This is a genomic window from Bacillus sp. CPT56D-587-MTF, from assembly GCF_058792335.1.
On record NZ_JBYTEF010000001.1, the window covers coordinates 1,812,311 to 1,833,066 of the forward strand.

Sequence of the window (20,756 nt, forward strand, 5' to 3'; positions counted from 1 at the left end):
AAAAGAATGTTAGCAAAACGTATACCGATTCCAGTGGCAGAAGCAGTTGCACGAGTAATGAAATATGCTCATCAAGGTGAAACAGAAGAGGTTTCTCTTATAGAAAGTTACGGAAGAACGCTTGGAGAAGATGTTATTGCAGATCATGATGTCCCGCATTTTGATCGCTCTCCGTACGACGGGTTTGCGATTCGATCAGAAGATACGAAAGAAGCAAGTAGTAGTAACCCTATTCAGTTTGAAGTAATTGGTGAAATTGGAGCAGGGGTTGTTTTTACAGAAGAAGTGAAAGCATTTCAAGCTGTCCGTATTATGACAGGAGCCGCAATTCCGAGAGGGTGTAATGCGGTTGTTATGTTAGAACTAACGGAAGGATTTGAAAAAAACGAAAAGACTTATATGACATTAAAACGCTGTTTCACAGCCGGTGATAACATTTCTTTTAAAGGTGAAGATGTAAAACAAAATACTATCCTTGTGAAAGAAGGGACTGTTATTAATCCTGGAGTAGCAGCACTTCTTGCTACGTTTGGTTATAGTACGGTATATGTTATAAAACAACCAGTGATTGGAATTGTAACGACGGGTAGCGAACTGCTTGAAGTACATGAAAAATTAAAGCCAGGGAAGATTCGAAATAGTAACTCCTATATGATAGCTGCTCAAATTGAACGAGCAGGGGGGATTGTACAGTATTATGGGCAATTCGCTGACGATTTTGAGACGTGTTATAACACTGTAAAAAAGGCGATAAAAGAAGTTGATATATTAATTACAACTGGTGGTGTTTCAGTAGGAGACTATGACTATTTACCTGCCATCTATGAGAGATTACGAGCTAATGTACTTTTTGACAAAATAGCGATGCGACCAGGAAGTGTGACAACTGTAGCTGAGGTAGAAGGAAAATTACTATTTGGTCTATCTGGTAATCCTTCTGCTTGTTATGTCGGTTGTGAATTATATGTTAGACCAGTGATTGGAAAATACTTGCATAGGGAAGATTCGCACATATATCGTGCAGAGGCAATTTTACAAAAAGACTTTCCGAAAGCAAACCCATTTACTCGTTTTGTAAGAGGGAGAGTGGAAATTGTAGATGGGCAATTACAAGTTACACCAGTTGGTTTAGATAAATCTAGCGCAATTTCTTCACTTGCAGAAGCGAATGCATTTATCGTTTTGCCAGGGGGAACGAGAGGATTTAAAGCTGGAATTACTGTTTCGGTACTGTTATTAGAATCAAACAACGGAAGTGAGTGGCCGTGGGAAGAGCCGCTTCGATCATACAAGTAATAGAAAAATAGGTTGCTAACTTATATAAAGATAAGAGGTGCAAAATGACACATACGTATTATGAAGTAATTGATACACCTATTTCAATTGAAGAAGTTACAAACAAAGTAATTCGTCGTGAGTGTGGTGCGGTTACTACTTTTATTGGTACTGTTAGAGAATTTACGAAAGGTCGACGTACACTTTGTTTAGAGTATGTAGCTTATAAGACAATGGCGGAGAAACAGCTTGAGAGAATTGGCACTGAAGTAGGAGAGAATTGGCCGGGGATATATGTGGCTATTACACATCGCATTGGTACATTACAAATTTCTGATCTTGCTGTTGTCGTTGCTGTTTCTACACCACACCGGAAAGCTGCCTATGAGGCGAACGAATATATTATGGAGCGTATTAAACAAATTGTTCCAATTTGGAAGAAAGAGTTTTGGGAAGATGGTGAGTCATGGATAGGTGATCAGTTAGAGAGGGTAACATATGCAAATGGTGAGCCTAGAAAGGAGATGAGAATATGATTGAAGTGCTATTATTTGCACATTTACAGGAAGAAGTAAGTAAGTCGTCATTGCACATAGATTGTGAAAATATTACAGTTGCGAAGCTGAAGGAAGTACTCATTAAGAAATACAACATAGCAATTTCAAACGAGATTATGGTCGCGATAAATGAAGAGTATGCAAATGAGAATGACATCATTCAAACTGGCGATATCGTAGCAATGATTCCGCCAGTAAGTGGTGGTTGATTCTTTTCAGCCTAATCATGTTAGGACGTGATTAGGCTGGAGAGAATGAATATAACTATGCATACATAGGAGGGAACAGGATGAAAAGTCCTAATTTTCAATTAAGTTTACAAACTTCTAATCTAATTATCGGTTTTATGGTATGGGTCATTTTATCATCATTAATGCCTTATATTAAAGCGGATATTCCATTAACTGCGGGACAAATTTCTATGGTCACAGCAGTACCTGTTATTTTAGGCTCTATTCTTCGTATTCCAATTGGTTATTGGACGAATCGTTTCGGAGCAAGAAAATTATTCTTTATTAGTTTTATTCTATTATTATTTCCTGTTTTTTATATTAGTGTTGCCAATTCTATGATGGATTTAATTATTGGTGGATTATTTGTAGGAATCGGTGGTGCTGTATTCTCTGTAGGAGTAACTTCTTTACCAAAATACTTTCCGAAAGAGAGTCACGGTTTTGTAAATGGTATTTACGGTGTCGGTAACGCCGGAACAGCAATTACTTCGTTTTTAGCACCTGTCATTGCAACTTCAGTTGGCTGGAGAACGACAGTACAATGTTATTTAGTTTTACTTGCAGCGTTTGCACTTATGAACTTTTTATTAGGTGATCGTAAGGAGAAAAAAGTGAATACACCACTAATGGAACAAATAAAAGGTGTATATAAAAATGAGAAACTTTGGTTTTTATGTATCTTTTACTTTTTAACATTCGGATCATTTGTCGCATTTACAGTATACTTACCAAACTTTCTAGTATCTCACTTCGGATTAGAGAAAGTAGATGCAGGTATGCGGACAGCCGGATTCATCGTACTCGCAACAATTATGCGCCCGATTGGTGGTTGGCTCGGTGATAAGTTTAATCCATTTAAAATATTAATCTTCGTATTTATCGGTTTAACACTTTCAGGTATTATTTTATCGTTTATGCCAAGTATGAACGTGTATACATTTGGTTGCTTACTAGTAGCATTTTGTGCAGGGATTGGTAATGGTACAATCTTCAAACTCGTTCCAATGTATTTCTCAGAACAAGCTGGTATTGTAAATGGTCTCGTATCAGCTTTAGGTGGACTAGGAGGATTCTTCCCACCGCTAATTTTAACATTACTATTCCAATTAACAGGTCATTATGCAATTGGATTTATGGCGCTATCAGAAGTCGCACTTGCTTGTTTAATCATTACAGTATGGATGTATAGCCAAGAGAAATTGTTAGTGATGTTAAAGAATCATTAATAAGGAAAAAGAACCATCCCAAAGTATATTGGGATGGTTCTTTTAGTAATAGGCTTCAACATGTTTTTATTGATATCTCAATAAACGCTTGTTTTCTATAAGAATGTGTTTTTAAAATGAAAAACAGAAGGCTTATGGAATTTTATTTTAAAATATAGAAGTCAAAAGTTATTCATTTAAAGGGTAGATTAGTGAAGGAAATCTTAAATCTATTCTAAAGATCGAACTCATTTTTAGAATGCAAATATTTAATTGAATCGGGATGTTTAGATGAAAAAAATATAAGTCCACTCAAGATAAACAAGTATCAGGTGTGTTAGGTGGTTTAAGCGACAAGTATGGGATTGATGTAAGTATTCTTCGCATAGTAACTGCAGTATCAGATTTTTTTAGGGCCAAATTTTTTGGTAAGGCTAACGGATATTGTGAAAAAAGTACTACACTAAAGAATACAGTTTAGTTCAATAAGATAAAATTATGAATTTGTATAAATAATCCATAATTTTCTTTATGAGTTATATTTGATATGTTAAAGAAAAGAGAGGGGAGGGAAATGAAATAAGAATTTTTGATGAGCATTTTCATATTATCGATTTCAGTTTTCTGATTATTGAGAACTAAGGGTGTTTTCCGATGAATGAAATGTGTCCACATTTAGTAAAGCGTTTAATCCAACTAAAATATATTTAGAATGAGGTTTTAAATGTTTGTATTTATTATATTAGACGTAATATTACCGATATTAATATTGATGCTAATTGGTGCAATCTTACAAAGAAAGTTCCAATTTAACTTAAAGCAGCTATCTACACTTATTACTTATTGCTTAATGCCAGCGGCTGTATTTGTGAATATATATGATATTCGTATAGAAACAGGTTTGTTGCTCCAGATAATATACTATTTAATGCTTTATAGTCTGAGTCTGATCATAGTAAGTCATTTCATTTCAAAAATATTAAAGTTAGAAAAAGGAGAAAGTGCAGCTCTAAAAAATAGCATTTCGTTAATGAATTCCGGTAATTATGGGTTACCGGTAAGTCAATTGATTTTCAGTCACAATCCAGTGGGGGTTTCCATTCAAATTTTTATTGTTATTTTCCAGAATCTTTTAACTTATTCATATGGGATATATAACTTACTATCAGCAACAAAAACAATCGGAGGTATTATTCAATCATTTCTAAGACTGCCTGTATTTCATGCACTCGTATTAGGGGTTTTCTTTCAATCTTTTACAATTCAAATACCTAATTCTATCTTTATTCCTCTTAATCAGCTTGCGAATGGTTTTGTTGCAATAGCACTCATATTGCTAGGGGCACAATTATCTAACATTAAACTTAATTTTTTCCATCGAGTCATAACATGGGCTTTAATTGGGAGGTTACTGATGGGACCATTATTAGCACTTGCCGTAATATACATACTAAACATCGATGGTATTGTTGCACAATCATTATTTATTGCAAGTTCTTTTCCTACTTCAAGAAATACATCAACCATTGCTATGGAATATCAAATAGAGCCTGAATTACATGCACAAATCGTTTTATTTTCAACACTTTTCAGCATTATTACAGTAACTGTCGTTATTTATTTGTCATATATTTTGTTTTGAATATACGTGTTAAAACGAATAGATTTGAGGCGGTAAATGATGGCGGAAATCCCATAGATATGAGAAGAAAACAGTCTATGATATATTGGGTATCGTTTACAATTGTACCATGTCTGATAATCAAGTAGCTTAGCGAAAAAAGACACAATTTCGCTTATAATTGACGTTACATGAGCTTAGTTTGATAGCGGTGGGGTGGGAGTGTCAAGTAAGAAATTTTTCTTTATTGATTTTATGCGGTTTTTCCGCAAAATTGTAACTAAGGGGGGTTCCAAGTTGAGTAAACAGAATATCAGCACAACAGTTTCAGGAGATATAATTGTTACCCATCTAGTTGGCAATATAAAAACAGATGATGTGTATGAATGGTTTAATGTTTTTGAGCAGGTTTGTCAGCAATTCATTTCTGAAGGGCGGAAATACAAATTGTTGGTGGATAGAAAAGGATACACGCCAAATCATTTTTCTGTTCAAAAAGTATGGAAAGAGAAGTTCTTCAATGAAATCATTTTGAATAACAGTAAGGCAATTGCATTTCTCCTTGAAGAGGGGGAGATAATGGATTATTTACAACAATCTAATACGAAAGAATCTGTGAGATTTTTTGATGATTATGAACAAGCGCTAATTTGGTTGAATGAATATCCAATATAAAACCTGTATTGAAGCAGTTGCTCTCAAGCAACTGCTTTTTTGTCCGTAATTGTTGCCGTTATTTTTCTTCACAGATTCTTGTCCAATTGTTTGTCTGATCCTAAAAAACGAAACTAAAGCAAAAAGAACAAACGCCTCTAAAAAACGTTTGTTCACAGTTAATTACTATTTTAGCTAAGTGATAGATTACATTTTATGAGTACGAGAAAGTCTTTTTATAAGTTTAGGAAGGACAGAAGTTAATTCCTGTTTCATACGCTTCGTAAACGATGGGTCCATACCTGAAGTCGAAATAGTGACAACATATTCATCATTTCGTATGACGCCAGGTGTGTGAAACGATGATGCTGTACCATCACTTACAACGTTAACCCACTGGAACTCATGAGCGGCCTGTTTGACCATCATATTTACAGCATGTTGATTTGTAGCTGCATAAATTAGATGAGCATCTTTAATATCATCATTACTAAAAGTTTTTTGCTTCCAAGTAATATAAGAAAGTTCCTTCATTTCCTCGCAAATTTCTGGGCTGACAACAGTGACGAAAGCGCCTGTATCTTTTAATCCAGACGCTTTTCGATATGCAATTTTACCTCCACCAATGATAATGACAACTTTATTTTGTAGATTAAACATAAGAGGGTACATGTTATACATATATGCATTCCTCCATTCGTTCTAATAATGTTAGTTTCATATATGTATCAAACTGAAGACAGTTACAGGGCGTAACATGATTATATTTTTTTGTATGCAATTTAATTTTTTGAAGTAATAATCCGGTAAAGAGAAGGTACGGCATGACATATACATGGGACGCAGTCGATGTTATAGCCTTGAGCTCAGCAGCAAAAGAGGGAGTTCCTTTCGTTAAAAAGGAACAGGATACTGGCATACCAAGTTTTCGTTCGACAGCTGCTCCGATTTGTTGTAATTCATGTATCGGTTGTGGATCACTACTGCCTCGCCCTACGAGTAAAATACTACTACCTTGCATTGGCATAGCTTCACGTATTCTTTTCACTACAAGTTCCACCATATGTGGATGTGTACTAAAAGGAGGTACAACTGAAAATGTTATTTGTGGATATTTCTTTTGTAGTTGTTCTATTTCAAAAGGAATATCACGTTTATAGTGAGCTGCTGCAAATAATAAAACAGGTACAATCATTATTTCAGTTACTCCCTCTATTATCGTTTCTGTAACTGCATCCGAAATAGTAGGTGTCGTTAGTTCTAGAAAAGCTATTTTTTGAATTCTTTCGTTTCGCTCTTTCATAACAGATTGCATAAATTGAATGAATTGTTCATTACCTTCTTGTAGCCGGCTTCCATGTCCAACATATACAATTCCTTTCATTGTCTCACCATGTCTTTCTTCATAAGAGTTTCTTGTAATTGATGATCTACGTTATGAAACCCAACTTTATTTGCATAGTGTAAAGTTGGAACGTCGGTATACGAGAATGGGAGAGTAAGAATATTGATAAAGCCAAGGCGTTTTATTTCTGCTAGAAACGTATCAATAGAAGCACGACCTTCAAATACAATGCTATCCCATGAGAATTCAGAAAGAATACGTGAATGAATTTCATCGAAGCGATGATCAATTGTGTACTCATGAGTCATCATATAGGAACCAGCACCAATTTTTTCTTGAATAACAGCAATTCGGTTAATGTTTCGTCCTAAATAAATCGTTGAATTCGAAGAAAATTGCGCAGGTTTACTGAACAATCCATATTGCATGAGCTTTTCTTGAATAGAAAGGTTCATATACTGAAGTTCTGCCTGTAAGGAACGAATATCTTTATGATATTTACTGCATGATTGCATTAAGATGTCTACACTGTCAGCGGAACAAAATACAAGACGATCAACGTTAAAAATCTTAATGATTTGTTCAGAGGTTACTGTGTATTCTTTCTTTTTGAAAGTTGGAATTTGATATATTTCTGCACCGGACTCTTGTAACTTTTGCTTTATTGCGCTTTTTTTATTTGTTGCAGCTGCAAATAAAACTTTCTTGCCGTGCAATGGTTTACGTTCTTTCCAAGAGATTTGATTCCGCAAAGTAACAACATCACCAACAATTGTCATAGAAGGATTAGAAATATTTTCGTTTTTGACAATAGAAACAATGGTAGACAGTGTCCCTGTGACAACGCGCTGTTTACCAGTTGTACCCCATTCAATGACTGCTACTGGCGTATCTTCTTTTTTTCCTGCTTGTAGTAAGTTTTCACAAATTGTAGGTAAGTTTTTTATACCCATGTAGTAGGCAATCGTGTCGCTATTGTGAGATGAATTATATTTTCCATGATCGGTTAAGGGACCTTTTGCATGTCCGGTTAATAAAGTGACACTATTACTGTAGTCACGGTGGGTGAGGGGAATACCTGCATAGCTACTAGCGGCGATGCTAGATGTAATGCCTGGTACAATTTCATATGGAATATTTGCTGCTGCTAAAGTTTCTGCTTCTTCACCAACACGGCCAAAAATAGATGGATCTCCGCCTTTTAATCGGACAACAATTTTGCCCTCTTTCGCAAATTGAAGAAGGTGTGCGTTAATTATTTCTTGTCGCATAATATGATTCTTTGGCATTTTTCCGCAATACATAAGTTCACATGTTTGTTTTGTATAGCTAAGAAAGAAAGGGTTTAGTAAACGGTCATATAAAACAATATCTGCACGTTTTAAACACTCTATCGCTTTTTTTGTAATAAGCCCTTCATCACCTGGTCCTGCACCAACTAAATATACATATCCGTTCATAATTGCACCTCATCAATTTTTATTTAAAAGGAAGCCAGAGGAGGCTTCCTTTCGAAAATTACATGTATAAATAAATGTCACCGTCAATAACTTCTACTTCGTATGTTTGAATACAGCCGTCATCAGGTTTTTGAACTTCACCTGTTAGTAGTGAGATTTTCCAATCATGCAGTGGACAAAAGACGAATTCTCCAGACACAATCCCTTCTGCTAACGGTCCGTTTTTATGAGGACAACGATTTTCTACAGCTCGAATATCGCCATTTGAAAGGCGGAATAGGGCGATAGACATACCTTTCATTTGCACTTCTTTACCGATTTGAATAGCAAGATCTTCCGCACGCATAACTTTTATTTTTTCTTTCGTGTGTATCATTTAGATCACAGCTCCTTATTTCACAGTTTCTACTTCATACATCGCTTTTAATGATTTCGTTTCTAGTGCTTGTCCCCATGCTTCCGTATATGTTCTACGAGCTGTTTGGAAACGTTCATTTAACGTAGTAACCATACTTGCATCTTGTAGTATTTCTTTTATGTGATCGAAGCCTAAACGTTCTGTCCAGTAGGCGGTACGCTCTCCGTAAATACCAGTTTCACGATAATATTGCATGTAAGCTGCAGCGATGCGAAGGACATCATCTTCAGTAGGGACAATCATTACAAAATCAGCTTCACGTACTTCTGTACCACCATTTCCGCCAATATAAAGTTGGTATCCATTTTCGACACAAACAACGCCAAAATCTTTCGTCAGTACTTCCGCACAGTTACGCGGACAGCCCGTTACACCCATCTTCATTTTATGAGGTGTATCTACCATTTCTAATGATTGTTCAAGGAGCATACCAAGTCCTAATGAATCTTTCGTACCGAAACGGCAGAAGCGAGAACCAACACATGATTTTACATTACGAAGCGATTTTGAATATGCATATCCAGAAGTCATATTTAAGTCAGCCCATACGTTAGGTAAATCTTGTTTCTTGACACCGTATAAGCCAATTCGGCTTGCACCGGTAATTTTCACAAGTGGAACATCATACTTCTTCGCAACTTCAGCAATTTTCATTAAATCATCAGCTGTTGTAACGCCTCCGTACATACGTGGAATAACAGAGAATGTACCATCGTGCTGGATGTTACCATTCATTCTTTCATTAACGAAACGGGACGATTTATCATCTTCATATTCTTCTGGAATCGCCATACGTAAATAGTAGTTTAAAGCAGGGCGGCATTTCGAACAGCCGTCTTCATGTGCAAAACCAAGAACATTTCGTACTTCTTTTGGAGATTTTAAGCCTTTCTCGTGAATGGCTGCTACGACTTCATCACGGGATAAAGGTGTACATCCACACATACCGGCAGATTGCGCTGAGGCATCAAAAGCATCTCCAAGTGTATGAGATAAAACTTGTTCCACAAGTGGACGACATTTACCACAAGAACCTGCGGCTTTCGTACAGCCTTTAACTTCTTCAAAAGTCGTTAACTCTTGTTCTAAAATGGCGTGAACGATTGAACCTTTCGTAACACCATTACATCCACAAATCGTGTCATCCGCACTCATTGTAGCAACGTCAAATTCACTTTCTTCACCAGCTTTGTGAAGAAGGGAAGCTGGTGTATATTCTTGTATATCTTCTTCCTTCTTTAACATGCTAAAGAGACGTGTACCGTCAGCTGTGTCACCATATAAAACGATACCGACGACTTTATTATCACGAATTAATACTTTTTTATAGGAACGTTTACATTCATCAAAGATTGATATTGCTTTCGTTTGATCATCTTCATAAATTTGACCAGCAGAGAATAAATCACAACCTGCAACTTTTAATTGCGTACCGACGATACTGCCCGAATATCCATCAGTTTGTAAATTTGTTATATGTTTTGCTAGTATCGCACCTTGTTCATAAAGAGGAGCAACAAGTCCATATGCGATACCGTCATGCTCTGCACATTCTCCAACTGCATAAATGGACTCATCATTTGTTAGCATATAGTCATTGACTACAATACCGCGATTTACAATTAAACCGGCATCTTTTGCTATTTGCGTATTTGGGCGTATTCCGACAGCCATTACGATTAAATCACAATCTACAACTTCACCATCTTCAAATTGAATGCCCTCAACATGGTCTGTACCAAGAATTTTTACAGTTTTCTTTTCCATTAGAAATTTCATGCCTTGCGCTTCTAAATCTTCGCGCAGAAGAGAAGCTGCTTTCGTATCTAGTTGTTGCTCCATTAAGTTTGGCATTAAATGAACAACATGTACGTCCATCCCTAAGTCAATAAGACCTCTTGCGGCTTCTAAACCAAGTAACCCACCACCAATGACAACAGCCTTTTTCTTTTCATTAGCGGTATCAATCATAAATTGTGTATCTTCAATTGTTCGAAATCCTGTTACACCAGGGAGAGTGGAACCTTCTACAGGCAAAATAAAAGCACTAGAACCTGTTGCGATAATGAGTTTGTCATATGTAAGAGTACGATTCTTTTCTGTAATAATAATTTTTTCTTCTCGGTTAATACTTTGAACTTTTTCATTTGTATACAAAGTTATTTCGTTTTCTTCATACCAACTGTATTCATTCATAATGATATCTTGCATATTTGTTTTGCCTTGTAAAACATGAGAGAGCATAATACGGTTGTAGTTTGGATGAGGTTCATCTCCAAAAATAGTAATCTCATATGAATCACTATCATGTTTTAATATTTCTTCCATACAGCGTATGCCAGCCATACCATTTCCGATCATAACTAAACGTTTTTTCATTTTCGTTTCCCCTTTTTCTGTGAAATGTTGAACAAAGGATTATGTTTTTATTATAGAAAATCAAAAAAGGAAGAGATGTGATGTTTATCACATTTTTATAATGATTCACAAATTGTTAAAATTCGGATTTATTCGAGAGGGATGTGTATAGTCTTTACCAAATGAAAGAGCAGGACATAAGTATGTATACTCATGTCCTGCTCTTTATTTATGCTCTCGTAATGGCACGTGGAAATAAAATATTATTTTCTAAATGAATGTGCTCAAATAAATCAGACTCTAGCGCTTCAAGACGTTGGTAAACAAGTCGATAAGTACCGCAAGCTCCTTCTGGAGGAGTAAAGTCATTTGTAACTTTACGAAGTTCTTTAATAATGTTGCCTGCGTGGTTATGTTCATTTTCCAACTCATCTACTATTTTACGTAATTTCACATAGTTTTCGTCAATTGGATTTTGTTCAAATTCTAAAATTAATGGGAAATCTTCTGTTTCTTCTTTAATTAAATGCTGTTCTAATTCCATCTTTAATTCGTGAAATAGCTTATGAATTTGAGCTAAGTGAGGCTGACTTGCTCCGTGGACGCGTAATACTTTCGTCACATACGGACTTAACTGTGGTAATTCTTCATTTAAATAGCGATGATGCTTATTTATAACATAATCAATCAATTCACGATAAGAAGCATTTTTCCAATCAATTTCAGATTCATTTAATCGTTTCGTATTATGATAAAGCGTATTTAATTCTGTAAGTACTTCTGTTGCTGATAAATTTCTTTCATGAATTGCATCAATAAGTGGTTTATTACCACCACAACAAAAGTCTATTCTATATGATTTAAAAAGATTACTAGCTTTTGGAAATTGTGTAACAATCTCACCGACAATAGAAGTTTCAGTAAATGTATGTTCCATATGAATGCCTCCATAAAGTTTGAATGTAATATCTAAATTAAGAATAGCAATAAATGAAAAACAATGTGGTGATTGAAATCACTTATAATGTGTCAATTTTAAGGATAATCAAATGAGTTTTATAAAAGGAAGAGGGAGAGGGAATTCGTCATAATAGTTTCTGATAATAAAAAAGAAGCTTACTAGAAGCTTCTTTTTTACTACTATTTTTCACATGCAACTCCATCGCCATCACGATCAAGATGTGAGTCATAACCTGGTTGTCCTTTATATAGAGGAGCTTTCCCGGCAGCTCTAACTGCGGCACAATTTTTGTAATATGCACTACTAGTATTTCCTGAAGCAGGTTGTGTTTGAGCTTGCTATGCTTTTTGCTCTTCTTGTTGCTTACGAGCTTGTTCATCAGCCTGACGTTTTTGCTCTTCTTGTTGCTTACGAGCTTGCTCATCAGCTAGGCGTTTTTGCTCTTCTTGTTGCTTACGAGCTTGCTCATCAGCTAGGCGTTTTTGCTCTTCTTGTTGTTTACGAGCTTGTTCATCGGCTAGACGTTTTTGCTCTTCTTGTTGTTTACGGGCTTGTTCATCAGCCTGACGTTTTTCATCCTCTTGCTTACGAGCTTGTTCATCGGCTAGACGCTTCTCATCTTCTTGCTTTTGAGTTTTTTCGTCCGCCTCTTTTTTCTTTTCGCTATCTTTCTGTTCTTCATTGTTAGAAGCAACTTTTGTACTAGTTGCTGTCGTTTTTTCAGAAGAAGGATCTGAAATACCTGATAGCGCAACAAAAATGACAAATAATACGGCTGTAATAATAAATTGTTTTTTCGCTACACCTGTTTTCTTAATAACAGATAAGATTGCTAGAACAAGGAAGAATATAAATAGAATGAAACTTAAAGTAGAAAAAAACTCGACGACGGGGTGTTCCGATTTTGTTGTACCGGCCGTTATTAATATAATAGAAATCATAAAAAGAATAACGGTAGGACGTCCATATTGTTTTGCTTTTCCATTTTTCTTAAAGAATGAAATAATACATAAGATTAAAAGAATAAAAGCAATAAAAAATAAAGCTGCACCAATATTACTTAAAATCGTCATTTTCATACCTCCATTTGTAAGATTCTTCTTATTGATTATATAGGAACTTATTGGATATTACACGTTTTATATAAATTTAGAAAGTTAATATTTTTACTAGACTTATAAACATTTATTTTATATATAGGGAAAAATAGATATATATCCTATTACGTTTTGAAAGAGATTTCATAAATTATAGTATATCGATTGAAAGGAGGAGATTTGAATGGAATTTCAATTGTTGGTAACTTGTATATTACAAGAAGGTAATGCTTACTTTTTAGTAACGAAGGTAGACGATGTTATTACGTTAAAAGTACCGATTACTGCGGGAGTAGCAGGTTTATTTTTAGCTTTAGGTGTACCAAGATGTTCTTAATTTAAATCTCTATAGTAGAAGGGGAAGGGACATGCCTTCCTTTTCTACTATTACATAATATAATTATGTAAACTTAAATATCATATTTGTGATAGCACGTTTGAAATGGACATGCATATACTATAATGTTTCATTGGATGTTAGCGGTGAAAGGTAGTTTTAATAAGTACATCCAGTGATGTTTTTAAGTTATGAAAATAAAAGAGGTGCTATTATATATGAAAAGAAAAACATTTGATATTCCAGTTACATTGCGAAGAGAGTGGTTTTTACTAGAGTTAGCTTATTTAACGAAAAAATATGGAATTGAAATTGCAACTAGCAAAATGGATGCTGCACCGTTTTTAAGAGATCAAGTTACAGAATCAAAGATAGGGAAAGGGTTACAATACGATAAATATGATGATGAATATATAATTGAAAATTAAAGGGTAACAACAAAATTAAATTAATTTATAACAAAATATAAAATAAAGCAGATTCTAAATATAGAATCTGCTTTATTATGAAGTACTTGTAGTCAACTAACCTCTTTCTAGTGTTTTTCCTACATATTTCTCTTGCGTTATTCCAAAAGATTCAAGAAGAATGCGAGCATAATCTTTAGATTCTATTGGTCGTTTATTTTTAGTGCCTTTAAAGGTTTCTGTATAATTTTTATTTGTTAATGATATGTGACCATAAGTAGTTAATTTACAAGTGATAGCCCCTTTATTAAAAGGAGATTCTTTATGCTCTACAATCACTTTTTGAATGTTATTCACTTTTTTCTCATCTATTGGATCTACAGTGAAAGCATAGCCTATTTTCCATTCATTTGAAGGTTCAGATTGTAAGAAACTTGTAGATTCTCCGTTAGCTCCTTTTCTCATTTCTAAAATATGAGTACCTTTTCGAGTATTTCGCTTACGAATTCGATATTCTCCTGTTTGAGAGGAGATGACTTCTCCGTTAAAAGGGACTGGATGTAAAGGGAGATGAGATGCAAAACCTGCATCCACAACATAATCTTTACCCTCATGACTTAATATGATAATGACATGACCATCATCGGGTTTCCATTTATTATCGTACAGATCATAAACAGTACCGGCTACTTTGTATACTTGAAACCCACAATCAATTAAAAAATAATACAATAAGGAGTTTAATTCATAACAAAGTCCACCTCGTTTTTGAATAAGTAACTTTTCTATTAAGTTATCTTTTGAGATATTTTTAATAGTACCAGCCATAATATCAAGATTTTCATAGGGGAGAATCATTCCCATTTTTAAGAGAATTTCATCTAAATCATCAAATGTTATTTCTTTTGCAGGAATTTTTAAGCGTTTAAAAAACTCCTTTTGTAAATTGGTCATCATAAAGTATTCTCCTTTCTTTTTACAGAATTTTCTTCTGCTCACCGATAGGTTAGTACTTCTAAAAAGTTAATTCAAGTGCGCGGAAATTATCATAATATATGTTTCTGGAAATGTGATTGTTTTTTCTGAAATTTCAGTTTAATTTTTAATCGTAGGAAAGTCTTATAATATAAGCTCCTTTAAAATTAGTTTGTATTTAATGAAAAGAAAGTACAGATCTTTATTATATTTTTAAATAACTAACTAGTAATAAAATGTTTTTTTTACTAAAATTTTTTCAAGATTTGTATGCTTTATATAAACAATATTGATTTAAAAAATATCTGGATGTAGCTAAGTTAACAATTATTGAGAAACTTTTTTGTCGTATTCTATCAAAAGGAAGAGGTAGAAACAAAGAGAATAACGAGAGTTAAGGAAGAGGGTATACAACTAGTAACCTTCTAAAAATAGGGCTAACATCTTTTTAAAATAAAAGATTAGCTATTATTAAGGAAGGGAAAATATAAAATATTATAAAGAAAACCTTCTTTCAAAAAAATAGGGGGAGTAATATGCGACTGATGAGAAGATGCGTGGCCTTACTAATTGTATTTTTTATCATGGCTCCAACGATTAGCACAAATGTACAGGCAGAAGTTGTAAAAGAGCTTGGAAAGGGGTTTCCTGATACAGAAGTATTCACACCTGGAGAATGGTTTTTAGGCCAAAAACCTGCTAATTATGATGAGAATAAACCGCCAATTCTCTTTGTACAAGGAAGAAATGGTAATGCTGATAGTTGGTATGGAAAGACAGTATATCATGATATAAATGATATGTATGATTATGCTTTAAAAGCAGGCTATCAAACAGTGTTTATACAATTGTATGATGCAGCGGGGAAAGGTTCGGCTAGTCAGTGGGATAACGGAAAATTGTTGGCACAAAAACTTGAAGAAATATATAATCATTTCGGTAAGAAAGTTAATATTGTAGCGCATAGTAAAGGTGGAATTGATACACAAGCTGCATTAGTTGAATATGGTGCGAATCGATTTGTTGGAAATGTTATTACACTTGCTACACCGCATCACGGCTCAAATTTAGCAGATTTGTCATATAGTTGGTGGGCAGGGTGGCTTGCTTCTATATTAGGTCAAAAAGATGATGGTACGTACTCGTTACAAATAGGTGAAATGGCAAAGTTTCGTTCAATAATAGATAACAACCCAGCAGCTAAATTAAACCGTTACTATACGGCTACTGGAACTAGCTGGGGGCCAACATTTTCTGCATTATCTATGGGTGGGTTATATTTATCATCGTACGGTTCAAATGATGGACTAGTAAATGAATGGAGTGCCAAGCTATCGTACGGTACACATTTATTTACAGATTCCAGATTTGATCATGACAATATAAGAAAAGGATCAGCTGTTTTTGCACGAATTGAACCATATTTACGTACGACAAATGTGGGATTACCAGCTTTAGTAGCATCCAGCACTAGTTCAAATGAAAATCTAGAACAATTAAATACAACTTCAAATCAAAATATTTTAGGAGGCGAATTACCACAAAATCAGTGGATAGAGCAAAGTATTTCTGTTGATAAAAAGGCTGAAGGAATAGTTTCTGTACTAACTGCTTCTTCTGATGTTGAAGTACAAATGGTATCTCCAAAAGGAAAAATCTATGCAAATAAAGATAGCGCTATAACTACTAGTGAAGGCGAATCTTTCTTTAATGGGGCGACAATTAGAACATTTAAGTTTGATAAATTGGAAGTAGGCGAATGGAAAATCAAAATGATGGCGAAGCAGTCGAAAGATGCATATTTAGTTGTAAGCGATTACAAGGATGGCGCGCCATTTGTTCTTCAAATGCCTACAAAAGTTAAAGTAAATAAACCTGAGTATAAACTGAAAAAATCACCTGTAGCACCTGAAATGAAAGGGGATCTTTCCATAACAGTAAGAGTCGTTAATAAAGAAGGTAAGTTAGTCTCTGAATTTAATGAATTACAAAATGTTAATACGAATACATTTACAGGTGCTTTGAAAGATATAAAACAACCGGGAGTATATAACGTTACGATGGATATAAAAGGGATGAATAAAGAAGGAAAATCATATAATCGTACGATTGTTAAGTCGGTTTATGTAGAGAAATAAGGAAGAATAAATAAGTATAATAAAAAAGTGCAGAAATCTTGTGTTAGAAAGAATTCTGCACTTTTTTTGCGTGATGAAAGATAATAAAAGTCGAAGAAAACTGTTATTCAATAAAAAAAGGTGCTGAAATAGCATCTGAATGTAAAGAAATAATATTAACTTAGTTTTGTAACTGTTAATTCAACTGAATTTATACCATTGTCACAAGTTACAATACTTTGACGATTAAAACCACTATTATTTCTAAGTTGAAGAGTTGAATTAGCAGGCACTGTAACAATCGTTTCGCCAACGAGTTGAAGACATTCGTTATTTGATGAAGTATTCATTTGAATAGCGAAGTCACCTTGACTATTAGCAAGTGGATTGTTATTTAAAAATATAGTTATGACTGGGATATGTGGAAATACAGGATTTAAAGTAGTATTAATACTGGAAATGAACGAAACTCTATAATCACCAAATTGTCTAAAGTGTATATGTAGTAGGATTTAGTAAGGAAACGCCTCCTGCTAAAGGTCCAACGTGATTAAATGGAAAAGGATCGCCAAAAGGAACAGTTATAAATTCAGTTTGCCAAAAAGTTCCGTATGCAGGACAGCTGCGTTTATGTGAATGGTCACATGAACATTTTTTATACGAGTTTGAAGAATGATAGTATGAACCCAATATATTACCTCCTATTCTTAATAAATTTAAACCACATAGTAGTTTATGAAGGTGAATCACAATTGGTGTGTATGCTTGTACTATAAAAGGAGATAGATGTGGAATATAAAGTGGTCAAATGATGAAATGTAGTATTTGGGTATTACCTGTAACACCTTTTGAAGATGATAAGGTTCATAATTTGATAGAAAAATAAATGGAATTTCTAAATAGATTGAAGTAACGAGGAAACGTTTATCCCGCTATTTTCCGAGCAGTAAGACTCCCATCTCAAAATTCAGCGAAAGCAAAGAAGTTAGGTGGGGATGAACAAAACCCCCACTCATTAAAGTTTCACTTTACTATATTAATTTCATCTGACAAACAGCAATATTATCTTTCGCTGTATGGATGTTATCATTTGGTGAAGTTATGGCATTTAACTGTATGTATATTAGGTTATTCAGTTTATTTTTTTATTTGCGTAGCTGAGCAGGAAGAAGTCAGAAAATATAGAATAATGTACATATGAAGCATCGTTTGTTTTTGGTGTGAATAGTAATTAAAGATACGCTAAAATATTTAAAATTGTAACGAAAGAGAGATTAAATAATAGAGGGAGCAACTTACATGGAAAATATATTAAAGGTATCTTCAAAATCAAGCCCAAATTCAGTCGCGGGTGCAATAGCGGGTGTACTAAGAACAAGTGGTAATGTGGAAATTCAAGCGATTGGGGCTGGAGCTATAAATCAAGCGATTAAAGCAATTGCGATTGCAAGAGGGTTCGTCGCTCCAAGTGGTATTGACTTAGCCTTCGTACCAGCATTTCAAGAGATTTCTATCAATAATGAAGAAAGAACAGCGATTAAATTAATTGTAGGTCCTAGAAAGAAAAGGTCTTAGTAGAAGAGAGTGTTACTATAAGGGGAAAAGACCAATAGACTTCCCATGTTAGATACGTTATTTTATGTAACCGATCCTTGGGTGTGGACATGACATTATGCCGGACACATGTCTGTTAAGTTCTCCTTAAACTTAGCGAGTGTTCTAGATACTTAAAAATGCCAAATCCTTTATGATATAAGGGATTTGGCATTTTTGATGTTTTTAAAAATAAACAACCCTAAAACTGCTCATTTAGAAGATTTAGTTTTAGTTTTAGTAGCGGCCATTGAACGTTTTTATGATAGTTTACCTGATAAATAGAAGAGTTTACCAATGAAAAGTAACTGGGGGATTCAAAAAATGAATCAAACTATTTTAGAGAAAGTCCTAAAATTTCGGGATGATAGGAACTGGAAGCAGTTCCACAATCCTAAAGATTTAGCTATTTCTCTTTCTTTAGAGGCGAGTGAGTTGTTGGAGAATTTTCAGTGGAAAAGCAGTGAGGAAGCTGTAGAAACAAAAAAAGAAGACATGAAAGATGAGTTGGCAGATCAATTGGATATTGACTTAGAAGAGATTATTATAAACAAAATAGAAAAAATAATAAAAAATATCCAGTAGAGAAATCTCGAGACTCTAAAAAGAAATATAATGAAATTTAAAAAAGGTGGAATTAAATATGTTATATCTTTTTACTGCAAGTAAAGATAGTGCTATAAAAAATTTGGAAGCTACTATTGAAAAAACATATCCTATTTCTACATGTTTAGCAGATTTAGATGCCGATACAGTAACTAAACTTAAAGATAATGAATTACATGAGAATGTATGTATGTGGGGAGCAACTCCTGGTTCTTCAAATGTTGATAGATGGGAAAAGTTAAAAGAGGGTGACGGGATTTTAGCATATTCTAAAGGGGAATTTAAGTTTTTCGGGACAATTTTTGCTAAGACTCATAACCCAGATGTGGCTAGAAAAATTTAGAAAACAAACGATAATGATGAAACTTGGGAATACATCTATTTTATTAAGGACCTAAAACCTGTAAACATTAAAGCAATCGAATTCGCAGCTTTCTTTGGCTACAAATTGAACCATACACCACAAGGATTTACTAATATTGATTCGGATTTTAGTAAAGTAAAGATTGCAGAAGAAGAGAAATCGGAAAATCGAAAAAAACTAAAATGGAATCTGGTAGGGAAGTATGGCCTCGTGATCCGAAAAAAGCTAAACAAGCTATTAAACAGGCAGAATTTAAATGTGAAATAGATGACACACATGAAACATTTGTATCGGAAGCCAGCCGAAAAAATTATATGGAGGCCCATCATCTAATACCGTTAAGAATGCAACATGATTTTGAAAATAGTTTAGATGTTGTTGGAAATATAGTTAGTATATGTCCGAACTGTCATAGGTTGATTCATTATGGAAGAGACAAAGATAAGAAAAAAGTTTTAGAACTTCTCTTTGAATAAAGAAAAGATTCTTTGAAGAAGTTCGGTATTGAGGTATTTCTCAAAGAGCTATTTGGATACTATGGAATTCTAAAATAAGAATATTCATAGCTATACGGAAGGTAGAATGTTTCATACTTAAACATAGGTATTATTGTGATGGAAATTTAAACTTCGTCTTTTGAAAGTATCAATAATTTGTATTATTTTTATAGGGTTATATATTTTTCTTTTGCTCTGCTGTATAGCAGAGCTCTTTTTTTGTCGTACAAAAGCCACCTATATATGTGAAGTGCACCCCAATTGTTAGGCTGTGTCTAACAATTGGGGTGCACTTCAGTCCTGTCGGGCGGCTTCTTTTAATTTATATTCACCAATTCATCAAACTTAAACTTAGTATTCAAACCAAAAGCATCTGTACAATATATAGTTTTCGTCATCGGTTCAATATGTAATACATTTATGTACATGTCTTGCACCATTCCATCACGATAGTATGAGATATGTATTTCTTCTTCCTCGTGAAAAGATTGCATTAACGCTCTTTCTATTCGTTCCATAGTATCTTGTGTTAAAAAAGGTTTAGGTACTTTATATTGTTCCTCAAACATTCTATGTATTTCCTCGTATTGCTCCGGTATTGAAGCAAACGGATTCCATTTCACCATACCTCTTCCACGTACTACAGGAAAGCCGTTATATTCCATGATGTAATACC

General features: G+C 34.3%; 21 protein-coding genes and 3 pseudogenes. 14 read left to right on the forward strand and 10 right to left on the reverse strand.

What is annotated here, in order from left to right; all coding sequences use genetic code 11:
* Positions 1–6 precede the first annotated feature (6 nt).
* From AC3WVZ_RS09430 to AC3WVZ_RS09460, 7 genes and pseudogenes are all read left to right on the forward strand, one after another.
* A complete protein-coding gene (locus tag AC3WVZ_RS09430) occupies positions 7–1,296 on the forward strand; it encodes a molybdopterin molybdotransferase MoeA (protein WP_000880215.1) in 1,290 nt (429 codons plus the stop codon).
* A gap of 44 nt (positions 1,297–1,340) precedes the next feature.
* A complete protein-coding gene (gene moaE / locus AC3WVZ_RS09435; protein ID WP_000149962.1) occupies positions 1,341–1,811 on the forward strand; it encodes a molybdopterin synthase catalytic subunit MoaE in 471 nt (156 codons plus the stop codon).
* Positions 1,808–2,041, forward strand: a complete 234-nt coding sequence (gene moaD, locus AC3WVZ_RS09440) for a molybdopterin converting factor subunit 1 (RefSeq protein ID WP_000573688.1) — start codon at positions 1,808–1,810, stop codon at positions 2,039–2,041. The genes moaE and moaD overlap by 4 nt, the downstream gene beginning before the upstream one ends.
* A gap of 80 nt (positions 2,042–2,121) precedes the next feature.
* The gene (gene narK, locus AC3WVZ_RS09445) at positions 2,122–3,291 is read left to right on the forward strand and encodes a nitrate transporter NarK (RefSeq protein ID WP_000841841.1); all 1,170 of its coding nucleotides are present in this window, start codon (positions 2,122–2,124) and stop codon (positions 3,289–3,291) included.
* Positions 3,292–3,565: 274 nt separating this feature from the next.
* A pseudogene (locus AC3WVZ_RS09450) lies at positions 3,566–3,694 on the forward strand (PspC domain-containing protein); the annotation flags it as partial.
* A 300-nt stretch (positions 3,695–3,994) separates the two neighbouring features.
* Positions 3,995–4,912: an AEC family transporter gene (locus AC3WVZ_RS09455; protein WP_000497498.1), complete on the forward strand. Its 918-nt coding sequence runs from the start codon at positions 3,995–3,997 to the stop codon at positions 4,910–4,912.
* A gap of 234 nt (positions 4,913–5,146) precedes the next feature.
* Positions 5,147–5,566 (forward strand): STAS/SEC14 domain-containing protein, encoded by a 420-nt coding sequence (locus AC3WVZ_RS09460; RefSeq protein ID WP_233936563.1) that lies wholly within the window; start codon positions 5,147–5,149, stop codon positions 5,564–5,566.
* Positions 5,567–5,752: 186 nt separating this feature from the next.
* Here the strand turns inward: AC3WVZ_RS09460 and AC3WVZ_RS09465 are convergent, their stop codons facing one another.
* From AC3WVZ_RS09465 to AC3WVZ_RS09495, 7 genes and pseudogenes are all read right to left on the reverse strand, one after another.
* Positions 5,753–6,226: a precorrin-2 dehydrogenase gene (locus tag AC3WVZ_RS09465; RefSeq protein ID WP_000282587.1), complete on the reverse strand. Its 474-nt coding sequence runs from the start codon at positions 6,224–6,226 to the stop codon at positions 5,753–5,755.
* Positions 6,219–6,929: a sirohydrochlorin chelatase gene (locus tag AC3WVZ_RS09470; protein WP_233936309.1), complete on the reverse strand. Its 711-nt coding sequence runs from the start codon at positions 6,927–6,929 to the stop codon at positions 6,219–6,221. The genes AC3WVZ_RS09465 and AC3WVZ_RS09470 overlap by 8 nt, the downstream gene beginning before the upstream one ends.
* Entirely contained in the window at positions 6,926–8,350 is a 1,425-nt protein-coding gene (locus AC3WVZ_RS09475) for a uroporphyrin-III C-methyltransferase (RefSeq protein WP_142408532.1), read from the reverse strand. The genes AC3WVZ_RS09470 and AC3WVZ_RS09475 overlap by 4 nt, the downstream gene beginning before the upstream one ends.
* 58 nt (positions 8,351–8,408) lie before the next feature.
* Positions 8,409–8,726, reverse strand: coding sequence for a nitrite reductase small subunit NirD (nirD, locus tag AC3WVZ_RS09480; RefSeq protein WP_000581982.1), 318 nt, complete (start codon positions 8,724–8,726; stop codon positions 8,409–8,411).
* 15 nt (positions 8,727–8,741) lie between these two features.
* A complete protein-coding gene (gene nirB, locus AC3WVZ_RS09485; RefSeq protein ID WP_059303891.1) occupies positions 8,742–11,147 on the reverse strand; it encodes an NADPH-nitrite reductase large subunit in 2,406 nt (801 codons plus the stop codon).
* A 208-nt stretch (positions 11,148–11,355) separates the two neighbouring features.
* The gene (gene ric / locus AC3WVZ_RS09490; protein ID WP_000401371.1) at positions 11,356–12,063 is read right to left on the reverse strand and encodes an iron-sulfur cluster repair di-iron protein; all 708 of its coding nucleotides are present in this window, start codon (positions 12,061–12,063) and stop codon (positions 11,356–11,358) included.
* Between the two features lie 203 nt (positions 12,064–12,266).
* A pseudogene (locus tag AC3WVZ_RS09495) lies at positions 12,267–13,160 on the reverse strand (excalibur calcium-binding domain-containing protein).
* Between the two features lie 208 nt (positions 13,161–13,368).
* On the opposite strand from AC3WVZ_RS09495, the gene exsG reads away from it, so the two are divergent.
* Complete coding sequence (gene exsG, locus AC3WVZ_RS09500; protein WP_000395679.1) at positions 13,369–13,521, forward strand: exosporium protein ExsG; 153 nt, start codon at positions 13,369–13,371, stop codon at positions 13,519–13,521.
* A 218-nt stretch (positions 13,522–13,739) separates the two neighbouring features.
* Complete coding sequence (locus AC3WVZ_RS09505) at positions 13,740–13,949, forward strand: hypothetical protein (RefSeq protein WP_000824197.1); 210 nt, start codon at positions 13,740–13,742, stop codon at positions 13,947–13,949.
* Positions 13,950–14,045: 96 nt separating this feature from the next.
* Here AC3WVZ_RS09505 and AC3WVZ_RS09510 read toward each other — a convergent pair whose 3' ends face one another.
* Positions 14,046–14,885 (reverse strand): arylamine N-acetyltransferase family protein, encoded by an 840-nt coding sequence (locus tag AC3WVZ_RS09510; protein WP_033695466.1) that lies wholly within the window; start codon positions 14,883–14,885, stop codon positions 14,046–14,048.
* A 554-nt stretch (positions 14,886–15,439) separates the two neighbouring features.
* Here AC3WVZ_RS09510 and AC3WVZ_RS09515 point away from each other — a divergent pair.
* Positions 15,440–17,041, forward strand: a complete 1,602-nt coding sequence (locus AC3WVZ_RS09515; RefSeq protein WP_001238704.1) for an esterase/lipase family protein — start codon at positions 15,440–15,442, stop codon at positions 17,039–17,041.
* 155 nt (positions 17,042–17,196) lie between these two features.
* On the opposite strand, the pseudogene AC3WVZ_RS09520 reads toward AC3WVZ_RS09515, so the two are convergent.
* Positions 17,197–17,710: pseudogene (locus AC3WVZ_RS09520) on the reverse strand (preprotein translocase).
* A gap of 609 nt (positions 17,711–18,319) precedes the next feature.
* Here AC3WVZ_RS09520 and AC3WVZ_RS09525 point away from each other — a divergent pair.
* The 4 genes from AC3WVZ_RS09525 to AC3WVZ_RS09540 all read left to right on the forward strand — a co-directional run bounded on the left by AC3WVZ_RS09525 (position 18,320) and on the right by AC3WVZ_RS09540 (position 20,059).
* Positions 18,320–18,595, forward strand: coding sequence for a stage V sporulation protein S (locus AC3WVZ_RS09525; protein ID WP_000427801.1), 276 nt, complete (start codon positions 18,320–18,322; stop codon positions 18,593–18,595).
* Between the two features lie 315 nt (positions 18,596–18,910).
* On the forward strand, positions 18,911–19,198 hold the full coding sequence (locus AC3WVZ_RS09530; protein WP_002025705.1) for a nucleoside triphosphate pyrophosphohydrolase family protein: 288 nt from the start codon (positions 18,911–18,913) through the stop codon (positions 19,196–19,198).
* A 58-nt stretch (positions 19,199–19,256) separates the two neighbouring features.
* The gene (locus AC3WVZ_RS09535) at positions 19,257–19,562 is read left to right on the forward strand and encodes a hypothetical protein (protein WP_000966109.1); all 306 of its coding nucleotides are present in this window, start codon (positions 19,257–19,259) and stop codon (positions 19,560–19,562) included.
* A 203-nt stretch (positions 19,563–19,765) separates the two neighbouring features.
* The gene (locus AC3WVZ_RS09540) at positions 19,766–20,059 is read left to right on the forward strand and encodes an HNH endonuclease (RefSeq protein WP_002177968.1); all 294 of its coding nucleotides are present in this window, start codon (positions 19,766–19,768) and stop codon (positions 20,057–20,059) included.
* A 338-nt stretch (positions 20,060–20,397) separates the two neighbouring features.
* Here AC3WVZ_RS09540 and AC3WVZ_RS09545 read toward each other — a convergent pair whose 3' ends face one another.
* Positions 20,398–20,745 carry a YolD-like family protein gene (locus AC3WVZ_RS09545; protein ID WP_000456182.1) on the reverse strand — a complete coding sequence of 116 codons (348 nt, stop codon included), beginning with the start codon at positions 20,743–20,745 and terminating at the stop codon, positions 20,398–20,400.
* Between the last annotated feature and the right edge of the window lie 11 nt (positions 20,746–20,756).